This window comes from Diaphorobacter sp. HDW4A (assembly GCF_011305995.1).
Classification (GTDB): domain Bacteria; phylum Pseudomonadota; class Gammaproteobacteria; order Burkholderiales; family Burkholderiaceae_C; genus Diaphorobacter_A.
In genome coordinates this window covers 3,412,615-3,432,054 of the sequence record NZ_CP049910.1, presented here as the reverse complement: position 1 = coordinate 3,432,054, position 19,440 = coordinate 3,412,615, and the positions used below count along the sequence as shown (strand labels likewise).

18 protein-coding genes are annotated in these 19,440 nt (G+C 58.0%); 9 read left to right on the top strand and 9 right to left on the bottom strand.

The window, feature by feature from the left end; genetic code table 11:
• Positions 1 to 11: 11 nt before the first annotated feature.
• Both argF and G7047_RS15600 read right to left on the bottom strand, forming a co-directional pair.
• Positions 12 to 935: an ornithine carbamoyltransferase gene (gene argF / locus G7047_RS15605; RefSeq protein WP_166307194.1), complete on the bottom strand. Its 924-nt coding sequence runs from the start codon at positions 933 to 935 to the stop codon at positions 12 to 14.
• A complete protein-coding gene (locus G7047_RS15600) occupies positions 932 to 2,146 on the bottom strand; it encodes an aspartate aminotransferase family protein (RefSeq protein WP_166307191.1) in 1,215 nt (404 codons plus the stop codon). The genes argF and G7047_RS15600 overlap by 4 nt, the downstream gene beginning before the upstream one ends.
• Before the next feature lie 324 nt (positions 2,147 to 2,470).
• On the opposite strand from G7047_RS15600, the gene G7047_RS15595 reads away from it, so the two are divergent.
• The gene (locus G7047_RS15595; protein WP_166307188.1) at positions 2,471 to 2,785 is read left to right on the top strand and encodes a DUF3579 domain-containing protein; all 315 of its coding nucleotides are present in this window, start codon (positions 2,471 to 2,473) and stop codon (positions 2,783 to 2,785) included.
• 226 nt (positions 2,786 to 3,011) lie between these two features.
• Positions 3,012 to 3,611, top strand: a complete 600-nt coding sequence (locus G7047_RS15590; protein WP_166307185.1) for a nitroreductase family protein — start codon at positions 3,012 to 3,014, stop codon at positions 3,609 to 3,611.
• 214 nt (positions 3,612 to 3,825) lie between these two features.
• On the opposite strand, the gene G7047_RS31515 is transcribed toward G7047_RS15590, so the two are convergent.
• From G7047_RS31515 to rpsT, 4 genes are all read right to left on the bottom strand, one after another.
• Entirely contained in the window at positions 3,826 to 4,284 is a 459-nt protein-coding gene (locus tag G7047_RS31515; protein ID WP_371813798.1) for a hypothetical protein, read from the bottom strand.
• 119 nt (positions 4,285 to 4,403) lie between these two features.
• On the bottom strand, positions 4,404 to 5,774 hold the full coding sequence (locus tag G7047_RS15585; RefSeq protein WP_166307182.1) for a hypothetical protein: 1,371 nt from the start codon (positions 5,772 to 5,774) through the stop codon (positions 4,404 to 4,406).
• A 697-nt stretch (positions 5,775 to 6,471) separates the two neighbouring features.
• A complete protein-coding gene (locus G7047_RS15580) occupies positions 6,472 to 7,599 on the bottom strand; it encodes an acyltransferase (protein WP_166307179.1) in 1,128 nt (375 codons plus the stop codon).
• Between the two features lie 300 nt (positions 7,600 to 7,899).
• A complete protein-coding gene (gene rpsT, locus G7047_RS15575; RefSeq protein ID WP_166312091.1) occupies positions 7,900 to 8,202 on the bottom strand; it encodes a 30S ribosomal protein S20 in 303 nt (100 codons plus the stop codon).
• Positions 8,203 to 8,714: 512 nt separating this feature from the next.
• Here rpsT and murJ point away from each other — a divergent pair.
• From murJ to ppk2, 3 genes are all read left to right on the top strand, one after another.
• Positions 8,715 to 10,280 (top strand): murein biosynthesis integral membrane protein MurJ, encoded by a 1,566-nt coding sequence (gene murJ / locus G7047_RS15570; protein ID WP_166307176.1) that lies wholly within the window; start codon positions 8,715 to 8,717, stop codon positions 10,278 to 10,280.
• Positions 10,281 to 10,399: 119 nt separating this feature from the next.
• On the top strand, positions 10,400 to 11,263 hold the full coding sequence (locus tag G7047_RS15565) for a SirB1 family protein (RefSeq protein ID WP_166307173.1): 864 nt from the start codon (positions 10,400 to 10,402) through the stop codon (positions 11,261 to 11,263).
• Positions 11,264 to 11,393: 130 nt separating this feature from the next.
• The gene (gene ppk2, locus G7047_RS15560) at positions 11,394 to 12,308 is read left to right on the top strand and encodes a polyphosphate kinase 2 (protein WP_166307170.1); all 915 of its coding nucleotides are present in this window, start codon (positions 11,394 to 11,396) and stop codon (positions 12,306 to 12,308) included.
• Between the two features lie 94 nt (positions 12,309 to 12,402).
• On the opposite strand, the gene G7047_RS15555 is transcribed toward ppk2, so the two are convergent.
• From G7047_RS15555 to purM, 3 genes are all read right to left on the bottom strand, one after another.
• A complete protein-coding gene (locus G7047_RS15555) occupies positions 12,403 to 12,795 on the bottom strand; it encodes a universal stress protein (RefSeq protein ID WP_166307167.1) in 393 nt (130 codons plus the stop codon).
• 268 nt (positions 12,796 to 13,063) lie between these two features.
• Entirely contained in the window at positions 13,064 to 14,164 is a 1,101-nt protein-coding gene (locus tag G7047_RS15550; RefSeq protein ID WP_166307165.1) for an AI-2E family transporter, read from the bottom strand.
• Positions 14,165 to 14,184: 20 nt separating this feature from the next.
• Positions 14,185 to 15,234 (bottom strand): phosphoribosylformylglycinamidine cyclo-ligase, encoded by a 1,050-nt coding sequence (gene purM, locus G7047_RS15545; RefSeq protein WP_166307163.1) that lies wholly within the window; start codon positions 15,232 to 15,234, stop codon positions 14,185 to 14,187.
• Between the two features lie 551 nt (positions 15,235 to 15,785).
• Between purM and hda the strand changes: the two genes are divergently transcribed.
• From hda to folK, 4 genes are read left to right on the top strand one after another with little or no spacing between them, the layout of a single operon-like run.
• Positions 15,786 to 16,481, top strand: a complete 696-nt coding sequence (gene hda, locus G7047_RS15540) for a DnaA regulatory inactivator Hda (RefSeq protein WP_166307161.1) — start codon at positions 15,786 to 15,788, stop codon at positions 16,479 to 16,481.
• Between the two features lie 54 nt (positions 16,482 to 16,535).
• Entirely contained in the window at positions 16,536 to 17,237 is a 702-nt protein-coding gene (locus G7047_RS15535) for an HAD family phosphatase (RefSeq protein WP_166307159.1), read from the top strand.
• Entirely contained in the window at positions 17,234 to 18,868 is a 1,635-nt protein-coding gene (gene pcnB, locus G7047_RS15530) for a polynucleotide adenylyltransferase PcnB (protein ID WP_166307157.1), read from the top strand. The genes G7047_RS15535 and pcnB overlap by 4 nt, the downstream gene beginning before the upstream one ends.
• The gene (gene folK / locus G7047_RS15525) at positions 18,865 to 19,374 is read left to right on the top strand and encodes a 2-amino-4-hydroxy-6-hydroxymethyldihydropteridine diphosphokinase (RefSeq protein ID WP_166307155.1); all 510 of its coding nucleotides are present in this window, start codon (positions 18,865 to 18,867) and stop codon (positions 19,372 to 19,374) included. The genes pcnB and folK overlap by 4 nt, the downstream gene beginning before the upstream one ends.
• Positions 19,375 to 19,440 lie beyond the last annotated feature (66 nt).

Sequence of the window (19,440 nt, the reverse complement as noted above, 5' to 3'; positions counted from 1 at the left end):
GGTGTTTGCGATCAGGCCGAGAGGCGGCCCAGCAGCAGGTATTCCATGAGCGCCTTCTGCGCGTGCATTCTGTTTTCCGCTTCATCCCAGACCACGGACTGCGGTCCATCGATCACGTCGGCCATGACTTCCTCGCCGCGGTGGGCAGGCAGGCAGTGCATGAAGAGGGCGTCGGGCTTGGCGGCGGCCATCATGTCGGAGTCTACGCACCAGTCGGCGAAGGCCTTCATGCGTTTTTCGTTTTCGGCCTCGTAGCCCATGCTGGTCCACACGTCGGTGGTGACCAGATCGGCGCCCTTGCAGGCTTCCATCGGATCGGCGAAGACCTTGTAGCAGCCCGCGCGTGGCGTGCGGCCGCCGAAGGCGAGCTTCTCGTCAACTTCGTAGCCGCTCGGTGTGCTGACGTGGACGGTGAAGTCCAGCAACTCGGCGGCTTGCAGCCAGGTGTTGGCCATGTTGTTGCCGTCACCCACCCAGGTCACCGTCTTGCCGGTGATCGAGCCGCGATGCTCGATGAAGGTGAAGATGTCGGCGAGGATCTGGCAGGGGTGGAACTCGTTGGTCAGGCCGTTGATGACCGGCACGCGCGAGTTCGCTGCGAACAGCTCGATCTTGCTTTGCTCGAACGTGCGGATCATCACCAGATCGGTCATGCGGCTGATGACCTTGGCGCTGTCGTCAATCGGCTCGGAGCGGCCCAGTTGACTGTCGCCGGTGGTCAGATGCACGACGCTGCCGCCGAGCTGGTACATGCCCGCTTCGAAGCTCACACGCGTGCGCGTGCTGGCCTTCTCGAAGATCATGGCCAGCGTGCGGTCGAACAGCGGGTGGTATTTCTCGTAGCTCTTGAACTTGCCCTTGATGATGGCAGCGCGCGAGAACAGGTAGTTGTATTCGTCTGCGGTGAAATCGGAGAACTTCAGGTAATGCTTCATTGCTTCACGGCTCCTTCCGAAAGGAACTTCTTGACCAGAGGCGCGAGGCGCGCAACGATCTCGTCGGCTTCGGCGCGCGAGAGGATCAGCGCGGGCACGAGGCGGATCACGGTGTCGGCCGTCACGGAGAACAGCAGGCTGGCTTCTTCCGCACCGCGTCCGATCAGCGCGCCACACGGACGGTCGAGTTCGACGCCGATCATCAGGCCCTGACCGCGCACGTCGATCACACCTTTTTCACCGGCGAATGCGGTCTTGAGCGCGGCCTTCAGGTGCTCGCCCACATCGGCGGCGTTCTGCAGCAGCTTGTCTTCTTCCATGATGCGGATGGTCTCGATGCCAGCGCGCATGGCGAGTGGGTTGCCGCCGAACGTGGTGCCGTGGTTGCCCGGCTTGAGCACGTCGGAGGCCTTGCCACGTGCGACGACCGCACCGATGGGCACGCCTGAACCAAGGCCCTTGGCGAGCGACATCACGTCAGGCACGATGCCGGACCACTGGTGGGCGAACCACTTGCCGGTGCGGCCCATGCCAGCCTGTACTTCGTCAAGGATCATCAGCCACTCGTTGGCGTCGCACAGTGCACGCACCTGCTTCATGTACTCGGCACGCATCGGGTGCAGACCGCCTTCGCCCTGGATGGGCTCCATCATCACGGCGACGATGTTGGGGTTGCCTTCGGTGGCCTTCTTGAGTGCGTCGAAGTCATTGACCGGCACGCGCAGAAAGCCGTCCAGCAGGGGGCCGAATCCGCTGCGGATCTTCTCGTTGGCGGTGGCGGTCATAGTGGCGATGGAGCGGCCATGGAAGGCGTGCTCGTAGACCACGATCACGGGCTTCTCGATGCCCTTGTCAACGCCATACTTGCGGGCGATCTTGATCGCTGCTTCATTGGCTTCGAGGCCGGTGTTGCAGAAGAACACGTTGTCCATCTTCGAGCGCTCGACCAGCAACTGGGCCAGCACTTCCTGACCGGGCACGTGGTAGTAGTTCGAGGTGTGGATCAGCTTGGCGACCTGCTCCTGCAGCGCGGGCACGAACTTGGGATGGTTGTGGCCCAGCGTGTTCACCGCGATGCCCGCCAATCCGTCGAGGTACTCCTTGCCGTTCACGTCCCACAGTCGCACGCCTTGGCCTCGCTCCAGAGCGATCGGGACGCGGCCATAGGTGTTCATCACGTGGGGCGAGGCGGCCGGGGCAAAAGCGGTCATGCGGAAATCTCCTGACATTGCTGGGAAACACAAAGCTGGCACTATTGCAGTGTGGCAACTGCCAGCAAAACGAGATGCAATTCTAGGGGCTTGCCATGACATGTTCGTTGAGTATTCCGCATCACTGTCATGCGAGCGGGGCGATCTGCACGCAGGCCATGCCCCTCGTTACGTACCTTGAAATGCATCAATCACATAACGTCATGCGTTAGATTTATTGAAAAAGCGAGTTACGGGGCCATTTGGTCTTGTCTCTTATATAAGAGTTAGAATTGGACCCCGTGGCGCACGATGCCATGACTCACTATTCACGACGCCTCACCGATGGTCTCTCCCGAAGCAAAAGAAGTATTCATACAAGGTATTACCCTGGAAGGGCGAACCTTCCGCCCGAGTGACTGGGCGGAGCGACTGGCGGGGGTTATGAGTCAATTCCGTCCCGGCGGCGCAAGCCCCGGCAGCCATCTGAGTTACTCACCTTGGTGTGTTCCCACCAGCATGAATGGTGTGAAGTGCGTGGTGGTCAACCGCGAATTGCAGAAGTACGAGCCGATGGCGTGGGACTTCGTCCTCAACTTCGCCAAAGACAACAATCTGCAGGTAGCCGAAGCCTGCTTGCTTCCAGATCCCAAGGCCTGAATCTCAGGCCTTTTTCTTTGGTGAGCCTGCGCCTGGGTTGCATGGCATTTCCGGGTTGTCTGCTCTGCATGGATTGCTCGTCCCTATGGGGTATCCGGGTAACGTGGCACTGGACCTTCGCCCTGCGTTGGCTGCAATAGACTGGACCGACCGCCCATCGGGACATTCGCTGCGAAGGCATGCGCCGATATCCCGGGGGCGTGAAGTCACAACTTTCTTCAAGCACATGACCAGCAACGCAATCTCTCTCTTCACCAAGCGCCGCACGCAATACGCCCTCGGCAAGAACCTCCCTATCTCCGTCGAGCAGGTTGATGCCCTGATCCGCGAGGCCGTGCGCCAGGCGCCATCGTCGTTCAACTCGCAAAGCGCGCGTGTCGTGATCCTGTTTGGCGCGGCACACGAAAAGCTCTGGAACATCACCCGCGAAACCCTGCGCCCCATGGTGCCCGCTGACGCCTTCGTCAAGACCGACGCCAAGATGGACAGCTTTGCCGCAGGCGCGGGCACGGTGCTGTTCTTTGAAGATCAGGCCGTGATCCAGAAGCTGCAGCAGGACTTCGCGCTCTACGCCGACAAGTTCCCGATGTTCTCGGAGCACTCCGCCGGCATGGCCCAGTTCGCCGTCTGGACCGCTCTGGCCGAAGCTGGCATCGGTGCCAGCCTGCAGCACTACTCGCCCGTGATCGACGCCCAGGTGACCAGCACCTGGGAACTGCCCGCTTCGTGGGCCCTGCGCGCGCAGATGCCATTTGGTTCGAATGAGGCACCATTTGGCGAGAAGATCTTCATCGCTGACGAGTCGCGTTTCAAGACATATCGTTGATTAAGTCTTCAGAACTTGTTTGTGATCTCAGCACGAGAGATTGCAAGATGCGAATCGGGGTGGGCTGCAAGGTGCACACCGCAGCAATAGTTCGGGCTATTGCGAGGATTTGCAATGCAGCGGAGCTCCCGAAGTTGAGCCACAAAAGCCCCACGCCACTTGAAATGGCGTGGGCTAACTGCGGGAGCAAAAGCAATACTGAGCGTCAATTGAGCTAGACGTAGAACGAGATTCCGTCGTATGTCATGTTTGGCTTGGATGTGATAATCGAATCGCGCTCTGTGCTGGATATGGTGTAGTAGTGACCACCAGAAGTTTTATTGTAGAACCGGTAGACAGGTGAGGTTCCTGTTGTTCCTGCAACTGGGCTATACCAGGCAACCCCCTCATAAGTCCATGCAGCGCTGGGAGTCGTCGTGCCAAGGGAGGCAAACTCAGAATCCAATCCGGTGTAAAAGTGCGTCCCCGTGGTCGCGTTGTAATAGCGATAAACCGGCGTCAGGCCTGAAATTTTATTAGTCGGGTACGCGTAATACGTTGGCCCGCTGTAGCTAAAAGTCGCCGATCCATTGTTTATGATGAAGTCTTTATCACCGTTCTGAATCGTATAGAAACTTGAGCCAGTGTTGATTCCGTAGAAACCGAAAATTGGCGAGCGTCCAGTTGAATTCAAAGTATTGGCTGCAGCACCTAACCAGTCCTTCGTCTTGGCATAAAGTTTATCAAACCGACCGTATGTAACACCTTGAGAAGTACACGCGCCGATTGGAGAAACAGAGGTCGCAACCCCAATCAGTTGATTATTGTAGTAAAGACCAGAGCCGCTACTACCACCGAAAATCCCCGCCCCATCGGGTCGGTCACTTGGAAGGATGTTCCGGCAGTCATGCTCGTGGAAAGAGTATCACAGTTATTGGATGCACCCGAGACAGAGCATGTACGAGTACCTGCAAGAGTACCCTGGAAGTATTCTTGGACTGCCCCACTGGGATGATGAACACCAACAACGGTACTATTAACACTTGGTGGAACAGTGGTCCAGCCAGCGTATACAGCCCCCGATGGAGGATCATCGTTCAGGCGAAGCAGTGTCCCGTCGCCAGCATTTTGAGTGTAGAGAAGTCGAGCACCATTTTTTGTAATCGTGGGTGTGGCTGCAACCTTGGAGTTGCAATAGGTCTGATTGTAGAACCAGAGAACTTCAGTAGCAGTTGCCTGTGTCTGGTCGCTCACGCAATGATTTGCTGTCACTATATACGGAACTTTATTACCTCCCACATCGGTGATCAAGTTTGCTGTGCAATAACGCCAACTTACGCCAGAGGAGTTCAAGGTTTGTAAAGCAACTACGGATTTTTTTATATTGCTTGTAGCCGTAGAAAAATTGGCGTCAAGATTGCAGGTGACAGCATTTGCGTTAGCGCCGTAAGCAGTTCCCTCGTCGCTTACGACAGAGCTAACGGATTTGAACGCGTGGGCGATTTTCCCGATCTTAAAGCTCACATCGCCCGAGTCAATTCCCTTTGGAAGCTCAATTTCAAGCGTAACTTTGTCGCTGTCAACGCTAGGTGTCCACCAAGTACTTCCAGCCTCAGTTAAATCGCCTGCTGCTTTGTTTACTTCCAAGGTGCCAAGAATCTGTTGAGCATAGTTTTGCTGCGCTTGGCTACGTTTTCCTGTCGGATATGTTCGCACGAGAGCTCCTGCTGGGAGGGTGTCGATCACCATACCGACGCGAAGGCTTGTAGCCCCGCCAGACTTGATCTTAATGGTGGCAATTTCACCACCATTCTTTGATTTTTTCCATTTAAGTTTCTTCTTGATCTTATCCCGCGAGTTCGTGTCTATCGATTCGCGATTAAAGGCATAAATATCACTTTCATTTTGAATGGCAAGTTGCTGTTCAGTCGTGGGAGTCCAGTCTTGCAAATCCACAGCCTCTCCATCAACCTCTGTTGAATCTTCTCCCTTGAACGCAACCGTATCCGACACCTTGGCGTCCTGGACGACAGAAGTAGTAGTTATCTGCTCCACCGCTTCATCAGAATTTACTAAGCTTTGAGCATTGGCCCCTGCTAGAAACGATACTCCAATCAAGAACATGCCTACTGCAGTGGCTACTTGGTTTCGACTCATTCCATCATCAAAATGTTGTTTTTTCATATTGCCCTCCCAGAATTATAAATTTCAAATATAAAAATAAGCAATTCATGCAATCATCAAACTCACCTATCGGAAGTGCTATGACACGAAGCATTATTGCCTTATTAAATTTATAGTTCAGCGACAGGCAGAGCAATCAGAAGTAGTCGAAATTTCTTGTGTAAAGTTGAAAAATTGATCTAAATTAAATGATGGGATAAAAGTTATGCCGTATTGATAATCCAATGCGCACAAATCGCTGGGGTAATGAAATTTCAGGTGAGTAGTATTTGATGGGTGGCATTTTTGTGGTGGCACTGACCTCCCGTGCCATGAGCCCATGGGTCGTTTTTGCGATGTTTGGCGTGGAGCAGATCGTTAACCTAGACGTGAATTCAGATTGATCACTAAGACACTAGTGGGAGCCTCTCGGAAACTTATGCGTCATACCACCAGCAGATAAAGTAGCCGAATGGTCACCTCATGCAGTGCCCTGAAGTTCAACCTGTTCGCCGTGGTCACGAGTGGTCGCAAGATCAATGAAGCCAGTGGCCCGTTGCAGCTAATTGCCCAGTACATCGATTTCGCCGCACTTACGAGTTTGGGTGCTTATCGAAATATGAAACCTGAAAATTAAGTATCAATAAAATCAAAGAGTTATTGGGGTGCAATGGGAATCTCCGGAGTTTTAAGAAGTGCCCTTTAGTGACTGTTCGCATCAATTGCTGGTCCGGGCTATTTTTGAGGAAAGTCTTCTTGAAGGCGATACACGAGATGGTGATTGTGTGTATTCCATTCTCCATTTTAAAAATGGAGCTTCAATCCATTTGTGGCTGATCTTTGCTGGGATGATCATGAGCATAAAAAATATGAAAGACCAGCAGCTTGCCAAGTAAAAATTCGTAATCTCCATTACGTGCTCGTTGATGAGCTTTGCGGCTGTGAATACGAAGAAGTAATGCAGAAGATAGATGGAGTATGAATACTCTCCAATCTTTCCGAAAAATTTGGATATTCTGTTGGCTGGGTGGCTGAATGAGTGATCGTACCACGCGATGATGATGGCATAGACAAAGCCTTCAATTGTTGGAAGAATGATCCAGAGCGGGTTTGGTGATGGGTATGTGGGAAGCTGGAAGAATCCACCCGAATGGTCAAAATACCAGTAAAAAAGCATGAATAGCAGAGCGCCACTTAGCACTTCGGGATGACGTCCTTTTATCAAGTGGTGTAGGCGATAGGCAAGGATTCCTAGGACGAACTGATCGATCCGACCGATCAAGGTCCAATATGCTGATGTTTGAACTTCGCCTTGCCATTCATGCTGCAAAATGCGCATCATGATTGTTGCTGGTATCAGGCAGAATAAACCCCAGGTTGACTTTCTGGCAATCCAGAGCAGGAGTGGAAGTAAGAAATAAAAATGAAATTCGATTGTGATTGACCACCCTCCATTTGGCAGCGTTGGGTCAATCCATCCTTTTAGAATCGAATTTGTGTATAGTTGCAATGAGCCATTGGAATATGCTGTCATTGCGCCATTGATCAATATAACGAATAAAAGTAGGGGGAGAAGTCGCAGTATCCTATTCCAGATGAACCATTTGAAATCAATGGACTTGTTGTTGATGAGCTTGGCAAAGAGATAGCCGCTCAATGTCATGAATAGCGCGACTCCGGTATGTCCTTCATCTAAAATGGCAAAAGGGAAAAATGCGGGTGTGTAGGCGAAAGGGATTGGATAACCGTTATTACCATGCAGAAAGTGCCAAGTGACGACAATGAATGCGGCAATGGCTCTTATGTGGTCAATGGCTATGAAATATTCATCTTTGCTTGATTTCACAGATATCCCCTCTGCCACACCAATATTTTTTAACGCGCAGGGAGGCGGTCTTGTTATTGGTACGATTTAAATCGTGAAGTTAATCATTTGGGATTCAGGAAATAGGTGATAAATATCAATCACTCGTGGTTGATTTGAGTTTGTTCACGTTTGTCCGATGGGTGTGCCGCGACTGGAGGGGGCGAGCAGGCACAAAAAAACCGCCTTGCGGCGGTTTTCTCGTTTGCTGACAGCGCACCCGTTACAAACGGCGGGCAATTCTCGATGGGAAAATCACCCGGGCTGTTTGCCTGAAGAGAGTCAGGCGGCTGCTACTGCCAGGGCCTTGACCTTGGCGGACAGGCGGCTCTTATCGCGAGCTGCCTTGTTCTTGTGGAAGATGCCCTTGTCGGCAATCGTGTCCAGAACGGACTGAGCCTTGGCAAACAGTTCGGTTGCCTTGGTCTTGTCGCCAGCCAGAACAGCCTTTTCGACGTTCTTGACAGCGGTACGGTACTTCGAACGCAGCGATGTGTTCGCAGAGTTCAGCTTGACGTTCTGGCGTGCGCGCTTACGGCCAGACGCCAGACGGGGGTTCTTTTTCTTAGGCTTAGATGCCATGATGTAATTTCCTTGTGTTCGAGGATGATGTCAGCAAAGCCGAGCATTATAGCTTGGAAATTCTTTGTTGGTGTGGGTCGGTCTGTTTGGGGTGCCAAGACAGCCCCTCATGCGTCGTTGCGAAGCCTTGTCGTACGAGAGTACTGATCTGCGGCTTCGCGTCTAGCCTGAGGGGCTGTCTTGGCATTGGGGTCAACAGTTCATGCGCCCGCTACGCTTCGCAGAACGCGAGGCCCCGGGGCGCGAGCGCAGCGATGTGCCGAACATACCTCTTATTTAATTTCTGACTCGCGGCGGTTGCCGAGCGGAGCGACGCAGTCGCGCAGAGAGTTCTGCCGCGTGCCCCTGAATTGAAAGCGCGTTTTTGGTTACTTTTTGCGCGCAAGCAAAAAGTGACTCCGCCGCCGGGCGGAACTCCCGGCCTCCGCCCTCAACAAAGCAACGAGTCCCCCAGCAACCCAACGCACAAAAAATATTTCGCCGGACACCTCCGACCAACGCATACACTGCCCTCCGTGTCACTGTTCAAAGCCGCCTCCACCGTCTCCTTGCTGACCCTTGCCTCCCGAATCCTCGGGCTGGTGCGCGATCTGCTCATGGCCTCCATGTTCGGGGCCAACGTCATGACCGACGCGTTCAACGTCGCGTTCCGCATTCCCAATCTGTTCCGGCGATTGTTTGCCGAAGGGGCATTCAGCCAGGCCTTTGTTCCGGTGCTTGCCACGCACAAGGCGCAGCATGGCGACGAGTCGACGCACACGCTGATCACCCATGTGGCGACGGTGCTGTTCTGGGCGCTGCTGGTCACCTGCATTCTGGGCGTGGTCGGGGCGCCGGTGCTGGTGTGGCTGTTGGCCAGCGGTCTGCGCACGTCGCCGGGCGGCATGGATGCGGCCGTGGTGATGACGCGCTGGATGTTTCCCTACATCGGCTTCATGTCGCTGGTCGCGCTGTCGGCCGGGGTGCTCAATACTTGGCGGCGGTTTGCCGTGTCGGCGCTCACTCCGGTGCTGCTCAATGTGAGCATGATCGCGGCGGCCGTGATCGGCGCGCCGCTGTTCAAGCGCCACGGCATCGAGCCGATCTACGCGATGGTGGGCGGCGTGATGATCGGCGGCATTCTGCAGCTCGCGGTGCAGATTCCGGCGCTTGCGCGGCTCGGACTGATGCCGCGCATCGGCATGGGCTTCAAAAGCATCCGCACGGCGTTCGCTGATGTGGGTGTGCATCGCATTCTCAAGCTCATGGGGCCTGCACTGCTCGGCGTGGGCGTGGCGCAGATTTCGCTGATGATCAACACGCAGATCGCCTCCTATTTGGAGCAGGGCAGCGTGACTTGGCTGTTCTATGCCGACCGGTTGATGGAGTTCCCCACTTCGCTGCTCGGTGTGGCGTTGGGCGTGGTGCTCACCTCGCAGCTCGCCATTGCCAAGGCGAGCGGTGATTCGGATCGCTATTCGGGCATGTTGGACTGGGGTCTGCGCATCGTGGTGCTGCTGAGCGTGCCGTGCGCGATTGGTCTGCTGTTCTTTGCCAAACCGCTGGTGGCAACGCTGTTCCACTACGGTGCGTTGACGGATCGCGACGTGCAGCAAGTCACTGTCGCGTTGCAGGGCTATGGTATCGGGCTGTTGGGACTGGTCGCGGTGAAGGTGCTGGCGCCGGGTTATTACGCCGCTCAGGACATCCGCACGCCGGTGAAGATCGCCATTGCGGTGCTGGTGATCACGCAGTTGCTCAATCTGTTGTTCGTGCCCCAGTTTGCCCATGCGGGGCTGGCGCTGTCGATCGGACTGGGGGCGCTGGTCAATGCGGCCTGGTTGCTTGTGGGCCTGCTGCGACGCGGCAGTTTCAAGCCGGTTCCGGGGTGGCGCAAATTCTTGCTCCAGGTGGCGGCAGCCAGCGTGTTGCTCGCGGTGTTTCTGTGGTGGGGCAATCAGCATTTCGACTGGATTGCGCTTCGCGCCCACGCAATGTGGCGTGTTGGCCTACTGGCGGCCCTGTTGATTGGTTCTATGGTGGTGTACTTCGGAGCGCTTTGGGCTGTCAGAATGAATCTGCGGCAGGTTTTGCGCAGATAATCTTTTCGTCAGTGTGGATGGGCAGCTTTTGAAGAAAAAGCCGAAGTTCTTGTATCGGAAGGAACCGGACACGGTGTTTCTGACACCAACACCCATGTCCAGTAGCTGAGGGAAGACTTATGTCACTGCAATTCAACGTTCCCACTCCGCTGGAATACTTTGCAAGCCTTGTGCAGGAAGGCAGTCAGCAGGAATCCATTCCGCTACTCGAGGCGGCGGCCTGTATTGCGCAGGATGCCTACCCGTTGCTCGATGTGCAGTTGGTGCTCGACGAGGTGGATCAGCTTCAGGCGCGCCTTGCGCGTACCATCGAGCCCGCAGCCGAGCCCATGCGCAGGCTTACCGCGCTCAACCAGTTCTTCTTCAACGATCTGGGTTTTAGCGGCAATCTCAACAATTACTACGACACGGACAACAGCTACCTGAATGTGGTGCTGCGTTCGCGGCGCGGCATCCCGATCTCGCTGGCTGTGTTATGGCTGGAGCTGGCGCAAAGCGTGAATCTGCGTGCCTACGGAGTCTCGTTTCCGGGGCATTTTCTCGTCAAGGTGCAATTGCCCGAGGGGCAGGTGGTGATTGATCCGACCAGCGGGCGCTCACTCTCGCGCGAGGATTTGAGCGAGCGACTGGAAACGTTCGTCTCCGACAGCCGTGACGCCACTGACGGCAGCTTGCGTGAGCTGGCCGAGTATCTGCGCTCGGCCTCGCCTCGCCAGATTCTGGTGCGCATGCTGCGCAATCTGAAGGAGATCCACCGAGCGGAGGGCGACTGGCAGCGCCTGATCGATGTGCAAAGTCGCTTGATCGCGCTCTTGCCCGAAGCCTGGAACGAATGGCGCGACCGGGGCTTTGCGCATGTGGAGCGCGGCCACATGATGGATGCCATCAGCGATCTGGAGACTTATCTGGCGCACGAAGGTGGCTCTGTGGACGCCGAGGCCATTCAGGAGTTGCTGCTGCGACTGCGCGAATCGCAGAGCTGAGACTGCAGATTCCGGCGCAGGTTGGGGTGTCTACATGACGGCGGCGTGACGGTGTTTGATTTGTCATTTTTTTGTCACGCGGCTGTCATGGGGGCAGATCATCATCATTGCGTGTTTGTAGGTCCTTCCTATGTTTCAAAACTCTGCACTTGCCCCCCAAGATTTCATGCAACGCATGGCTGATGACCTCATGGACAGCTATGACGAAGAGCTTGAGTTGGAGATCGATGATCGTTATCTGGACGAGAACGGCGTTCGTCCTGCAGTCGACAACTCCGTGCGCCGTGACTACTTCAAGAACCTGTTCCACTTGCAGGGCGAGCTCGTCAAGCTGCAGGACTGGGTACAACAGTCGCGCGAGAAGATCGTCATTCTCTTCGAAGGCCGCGATGCGGCGGGCAAGGGTGGCGTGATCAAGCGCATCACCCAGCGCCTGAACCCGCGCGTGGCCCGGGTGGCGGCGCTTCCCGCGCCCAACGACCGTGAGCGCACGCAGTGGTACTTTCAGCGCTACGTCTCGCACTTGCCGGCAGCAGGAGAGATCGTGCTGTTCGACCGCAGTTGGTACAACCGCGCGGGCGTCGAGCATGTCATGGGCTTCTGTACTGAAGACGAGTACGAGGAGTTCTTCCGCAGCGTGCCCGAGTTCGAGAAGATGCTTGTGCGCTCGGGCATTCGTGTGATCAAGTACTGGTTCTCGATCACCGACGAAGAGCAGCATCTGCGCTTTCTTGGCCGCATCCACGACCCGCTCAAGCAGTGGAAGCTCAGTCCCATGGACCTCCAGAGCCGTGTGCGCTGGGAGGAATACACCAAGGCCAAGGAAACCATGCTTGAGCGCACCCACATTCCTGAAGCGCCTTGGTGGGTGGTGCCCGCCGACGACAAGAAGAAGGCGCGCCTGAACTGCATTGCACATCTGCTGAGCCAGATGCCGTATCAGGAGGTGCCGCACCCCGAAGTGGTCTTGCCGGAGCGTGTGCGCAATCCGGACTATTTCCGTCAGCCTGTACCCGACCGTTTGATCGTGCCTCAGATCTTCTGATGGGGCAGTCGGCAGTCCAACTGCAAAAAAGCCATCGGGCCGCATGACAGCGGCCCGATGGCTTTTTTGAGGATGGGGACGGATCAGTCCGCGATCAGCTCGCCTTCACGCACAGCACCGGGCAGTCGACGTTCATCAGGATTTCCTGGGCCATGCTGCCCAGCAGCAGCTTGCCAACCGCGGTGCGCTTGCGCAGGCCGATCACGAGTACGGTCACCTGCAGTTCGTTGACCAGATTGTCGATTTCGTCGATGGCACTCTTGCCGCGCACAAACTGCTTGAATTCGGCCTTGATGTTCAGCGAGGCAAGGCGCTCTTCCACGCGCTCGGCCTCATAGCCACTGATCAGCGCAGGGTCTTCCTGATGGCCGCCCGGGCCTGCGTTCACGACCACCAGCGGCTCGTTGCGGCGGGTGGCGATTTCAATGCCCTTGTCCAGGGCGGCGCGGCCTTCGGGGCGCGCGACATAGGCAACCAGAATGGTCATGCAGAGTCTCCAATCTCACTACGTTTCGAAAAAAAGCAGCTGTCTCAATGTTGGATTGCGTGGAGACTTCGGTCCTTCACGGCGAGTTGCTCGAAGTCCACGTCCGGTCTCCAGCATAGCCGAAGCCTGCACCAAAGTGGGGGATGAAGAGCGCGTTTGGGGGATGGCGCATCACCGGATTGACGTTTGTCAATCGATGATGCGTGGGGGCTTGGTGCCGTCGCTGGCGCTTGTTGCATAAGTATGCAGGCGCTAACGCAGAGGACCCCTAAACCAGATGAGATGCTTCCAACTCTTTCTTCAGATAGGCGTAAAAGAGTGGAGCGGCAACCAGACCAGATGGGCCGAAGATGGCCTCGGCCACGAACATCACGGCCAGCAGCTCCCAGACGCCCATGTGGGTGCGGGTGCCGACGACCTTGGCGTTGATGACGTATTCGGCCTTGTGGATCAGGATCAGGAACAGCAGGCAGGCAGCGGCTGCGGCCGGGGAGACCGACAGGCCGACCAGCGTGATCACCGCATTGCACAGCAGGTTGCCGACAATGGGGATCAGGCCCGCGAAGAAGGTCAGTGTGATGAGTGCCGGCGTGTAGGGCAGCTTCAGGCTCCAGATTGGCAGGATGGCCAACAGGAACAGTGCCGTGAGCACGGTGTTGAACGAGGCGATCCAGAATTGCGCGGCGACGATCTGGCGGAAGGCCTCGCCGAACAGAGTGATGCGCTTGATCAACTGCACTGCCAGTGGGCCACGGTGGTTGCTGATGTGGCGGACGGCAGCCAGTGTTCCGATGATCAGGCCGACATAGGCGTAGAGCAGTCCCGTGAGCCATGCGCGACCGGCCATGGCGAGCGCTCCTGCCTTGGCGCCGAGATAGGCGGCCATGACTTTCTGGAGCTCTTCTGCTCCGGCTGGCAGCATCGCGCCAAGGTCAGTGGGCAGCTTCTGGCGCAGCTCGAGCACCGTGTCGGCAAGGAAATCCAGCAGTTCCTTGTATTGCTGCGGGGCATCGACGATGTAGGTGCGCGAGTGCGAAAGCGCCAGCGCCACCAGCACCATGGGCGCGAGGATCACTAGCGTGGCTGCCAGTGCGGATCCGAACCCCACTTTGCCGGGCTTGCGAGGAAAGCGCCTGCGCAGCCAGGTGAACTTGACCGCCAACCAGCGTGTGGCGAGAAAACCCAGGCAGACGCTGAGCAGACCCGGCAGCAGGCTGTGATGCAGCACCAGAAAAAGCATGGCGGCCATCAGCAGATAGCTCGCCACCTCCACGCCGCGAAAGGGCTTGCGCCCACCCCCTTGGTGTTGCGGGGGCTCTGGTGGGAGTTGTTGTTCCGGTGGAACGGGCGCAGGCGACGCGGTGTGCATGGATCTCCGCGCTTGGCGATTTATGCGACGACGACTGCAGCGCCTTCACCGCGCTCGGCGATCACGCCGATGCGATGCACGCTTTCGCCCAGCGAGGCGAGGGTGGCGGCGGTGGCGTCTGCCGCTTCAGCGGGGACCACGACGACCATGCCGATGCCGTTGTTGAACGTGCGGTTCATCTCGATGTCGTCAATGCCGGCGGTCTCTTGCAGCCAGGCGAAGAGTTCAGTCTTGGGCCAGCTTCCGGCCTTCAGGTGAGCTGCCGTGCCCTCTGGAAGCACGCGCGGGATGTTCTCGAGCAGACCGCCGCCGGTGATGTGGGCAAGCGCCTTGATGGGGTGCTGCTCCAGCGCGGCCAGCACGTTCTTCACGTACAGGCGTGTGGGTTCCATCACGGTTTGCTTGAACGGCTTGCCGTCCAGCGTTTCGGGGAGAGTGCCGTTGGCTTCTGCTCGGTCGATGCACTTGCGCACCAGCGAGAAACCGTTGGAGTGCACGCCGGCCGAGGCCAGACCCAGTACTACGTCGCCGGGCTTGACGCTCTGGCCGGTCAGGATCTTGGACTTTTCGACCGCGCCGACAGCGAAGCCGGCCAGATCGTATTCGCCATCGGGGTACATGCCGGGCATTTCAGCGGTTTCGCCGCCGATCAGCGCGCAGCCGGAGAGCTCGCAGCCACGGGCGATGCCGCCCACGACGGCCGCGGCCGTGTCCACATGCAGCTTGCCGCAGGCGAAATAGTCGAGGAAGAACAGTGGCTCGGCGCCTTGCACCAACACGTCGTTCACGCTCATGGCGACCAGATCGATGCCGACGGTGTCGTGCATGTTCCATTCGAACGCCAGCTTGAGCTTGGTGCCCACGCCGTCGGTGCCGGAGACCAGCACCGGCTCCTTGTAGCGCTTGGGCACTTCGAACAGTGCGCCGAAGCCGCCGATACCGGCCATCACCCCTTCGCGCATGGTCTTCTTGGCCAGCGGCTTGATGCGCTCGACCAGTGCGTCGCCCGCGTCGATGTCGACTCCGGCGTCTTTGTAGGAAATGGGGGTGGAAGGTGTGGAGGAGCTCATGGAAGGCAATTCAGGGTGCGGAAAGCCCGCGTGGCAGGCAGAATTTTTTCGATTTTAAGGGCTAGCCCAGAATTGCCGGGAATACCGCGCAAGATCGCACTGGCATAGTCCGGCAATACCGTTTGTTTTTTGTTGTGGCGAAGCCGTTGGCTTCGATGGGTCATTCGTTTGGGGGCGGCAATACGGACCCTCATGCGTCGTTGCTCGCGCTTGCCGTACGAGAGTACTGTCTGCGCGTGAGACGCCTGGCCTGAGGACCCGTCTTGCCGTTGGGATGGTTGATCGAGTGTTGTGTTCGCTTCGGTGGCTCTCTGATTGGGATCGGGGAGGTTTGTTTTGGGGCTGATTTCCTCTCGTTTCTTTCGAATTTCACCTCATGAAAGGTCGGCGCCTCTCAAGGCACTAAAATCAATGGGTTCCCGCCTTCTGTTCATGTTGGCCCCAGATGCTTGTCCCATGCCATTCTTCATTTTGAAGTTCGTTGTTTCTGTCGCTTCTCCTGCCGGTTGTCGGCTGTGCGTCTGCGCGCCTGTGGCGAGCGAGGTGACTGCGTGAAGCAACTGGCGCTGGATATCGGCTGGACACCTGGGCCCACTCTGGATCGGTTCTTTGTCGGCACGAATCAGGAAGCGCTTGCGCATCTGCGCCTGTCGATCGGGTCTGGCCATCAATATGTGCGCTCACCGGTTCCCACCTATCTCTGGGGTGAATCGGGCTGCGGCAAGACGCATCTGTTGCGTGCAGCCTACGAAGGCCTGCACGAGCAGGGGCAATCCGTGGGCTGGCTCGACGCGTCGGTCAGCGATCCGGCGGCATTCAGTGAGCGCTGGGTGGCGGTGATCATGGACGAAGTGCATCTCTACAACAGCAAGCAGCAGGCCGCTGCCTTCAACTGGTTCATCAATGCGCTGAACCCGGCGATGGGCAACCCGCGCTGGGTGTTGGCTGCGGGCGATCTGCCCCCGGCCGATCTGCCGCTGCGCGACGACCTGCGCAGCCGCCTTGGCTGGGGCCATGTGTTCCAGCTGCATTTTCTTGACGAGACCGAGCGCCGCAAGGTGTTGCGCCAAGAGGCCGATGCGCGCGGCGTGTTCCTCTCGGACGAGGTGATGGATTACATGCTCAAGCGGTTCTCGCGCGATCTGGGCAGTCTGATGCAGTTGCTTGGGCAGCTCGACATCTATTCGCTGCGCGAGAAGCGCGCCATCACCATTCCCCTGCTGAAGGACATGCTGCAGCACGAATGACCCGGTCGCCCTGCGTGCCACAAGCACCTCGGCGGCATCAACATATCAAGAAGAATGAATCTCAAAACTTCGCAGCACAAGCCGCGATTGGCGCTGTTCGATCTGGACCATACGCTGCTACCGCTCGACTCTGACTTCGAGTGGGGCGAGTTCTCCATCCGCATCGGCTGGGCCGACAAGGAAGCGTTCGGCCGTCGCAATCAGGCGTTCTTCGACGACTATCTGGCGGGACGACTGGACGTGCACGACTACGTGCGCTTTGCCACCGAGGCCGTGCGTCTGCGCGGCGAGGCGGATGCGGCGCGTGCGCATGAGCAGTTCATGAACGAGGTGATTCGCCCGGCCATCAAGCCAGCGGCGCTCGATTTGTTGCGTTCGCACCACGAAGCCGGTGACGAAATCGTGATGATCACCGCGACCAACGAGTTCGTGACTGCGCCCATCGCCAAGGAGCTGGGTGTGAAGAACCTGATTGCCGTGCAACTGGCGCGCGATGAGAATGGCTGGATCACCGGCGAGATCGACGGCATCCCGTCCATGCGCGAGGGCAAGGTGCAGCGTATGGAGGCCTGGCTCAAGGAGCGTGAGCTCGGCTGGACCGACGTGGAGTGCACGTTCTACAGTGATTCCATGAATGATGTACCGCTTCTCGAAAAGGTGGAACATCCAGTGGCGACCAACCCCGACCCACGCCTTCGAGCACTCGCGCAGCAACGCGGCTGGCGCATTCTGGACCTGTTCCCCCAAGAGCCATGATCAAAACCTTCATCGACAAGCTGCTCGGCAAAGCCAGCGGCAGCAGCCCGGCCAAGGCCAAGAATCGCTTTGGCAAGCGCGTGGATGTACCGGTGTCGGTGCATGGCATCGATCCCGAACTCGTCGATAAGCGCGCCACCGATGTGGTGCGCACACTCAAGCAGGCGGGCTTTGAGGCCTACATCGTCGGTGGTGCCGTGCGCGATCTGCTGCTCGGCCTGCGTCCCAAGGACTTCGACGTGGCCACCAATGCCACGCCCGAGCAGGTTAAGGGCCTGTTCCGCCGCGCCTTCATCATCGGCAAGCGCTTTCGCATCGTGCACGTGGTGTACGGCCGTGGGCGCGAGCATGAGGTGATCGAAGTCTCGACCTATCGCGCGTTTCTCGACAACTCCGCCGCCGAACAGGTGAGCGGTAACGAGAAGACCAGCAAGGCGCAACTCGCGGGCATGCAGCATGCCGTGGATGCCAGCGGCCGCGTGCTGCGCGACAACGTCTGGGGGCCGCAGGACGAGGACGCCACGCGTCGCGACTTCACCGTGAACGCCATGTACTACGACCCGGAAACCCAGGTCGTCGTGGATTTTCACAAGGGCATCGAGGACGCCAAGAAGAAGGTCTTGCGCATGATCGGCGACCCGGCTACGCGCTACCGCGAAGACCCGGTGCGCATCATCCGCGCCGTGCGCTTTGCGGCCAAGCTCTCGCAGCTCGGCTTCAAGCTCGATCCCAAGACTGCCAAGCCGCTGGTTGAATCAGAGCACCTGCTTCAGGATGTGCCGCAGTCGCGCCTGTTCGACGAAATGCTCAAGCTGCTGCAGACCGGCCACGCGCTCGCGTCGGTGGCGCAGCTCAAGGCGCTGGGCCTTGCCAAGGGCATCTATCCGCTGCTCGACATCGTCGTCGAGCGCGCCGATCACCCGTTCGTGCAGGCCGCACTGATGGACACCGACCGCCGTGTGGGCGAGGGCAAGACCGTGGCGCCGAGCTTCCTGCTCGCCTGCGTGCTCTGGCAGGACGTGAAGACTGGCTGGGAGCAGCGCATGCCGCGCCAGCAGCCGTTCCCCGCGCTGCAGGATGCCATCGACGACGTGTTCGACAAGCGTATCGGCGACGTTTCTGGTCGCGGCAAGCTCGCCGCCGACATGCGCGAGATCTGGGTCATGCAGCCGCGCTTTGACAAGCGCTCGGGCTCCACACCGTACGGCATGGTCGCGCACCTGCGCTTCCGTGCGGGCTTCGATTTCATGCGACTGCGTGCCGATATTGGCGAGGTCGACGAGCACCTCGCCGAATGGTGGCAGGAATTCCAACATGCCGACGATGCCCGCCGCGACGACATGATGGAGCAAGCCCGAGAAGAGCAGCGCGCCAAGCAGCGCAAGGCCCAGCCAGCGGCGAAGCGCGCGCCCAAGTCAGCCAATGCGGGCAATGCACAGGGCGAGGGCACAAGCAACAAGGCCAAGCCCAAAACCAGTGAACCGCAGGAACCGGAAGGTTCGTTCGAACACGCCGAAATCGGAGATCCTCCAGCATCCGCCGCCAAGAAGCGCCGCCGCCGTCGCCGCAAGCCAGGTGGTGCCGAAGGTCAGGGTGAGGGCGGTAGCTCGTCGGGCGACACCCAGGAATGACCGCCGAGAGGCAGACTGCCTGGATTGGCCTTGGTGCCAATCTGGGTGACGCCTGCGCCGCTTTGGCGCAGGCCGTCAAACACATCGCTGCGCTGCCAGACACCGAGGTGACGCGCGTTTCATCGCTCTACGGTAGCGCTCCCGTGGATGCGACGGGGCCGGATTACTTGAATGCCATCGCCGAAATCAGCACCGCACTCTCGCCGCTCGCCTTGCTCGATGCGCTCCAGCAGATCGAACTCGCAGCCGGCCGCGAGCGCCCCTACCGCAACGCGCCACGCACGCTCGATCTCGACATCGTGCGCTTTGCCGATCTGGTGATGAATACCGAACGCCTCACCCTGCCGCATCCGCGCTGGCAGGAGCGGGCGTTTGTGCTGCTGCCGATGGCGGAATTGCTGGGCGAGCGCGTGCTGGAGGCGCTTTCTGATGAACAGACGGCGCTGGTGGCTGATCAGCGCATCGAGCGGATTGAAGGGGCTTCCCATTGGTTCAGCCCGGTGTGATACTTGAGCATCTGGTACTGAAAACCAAAGACGAAGAAAGAAGCACCTGGGCATTGCTGCCACAGG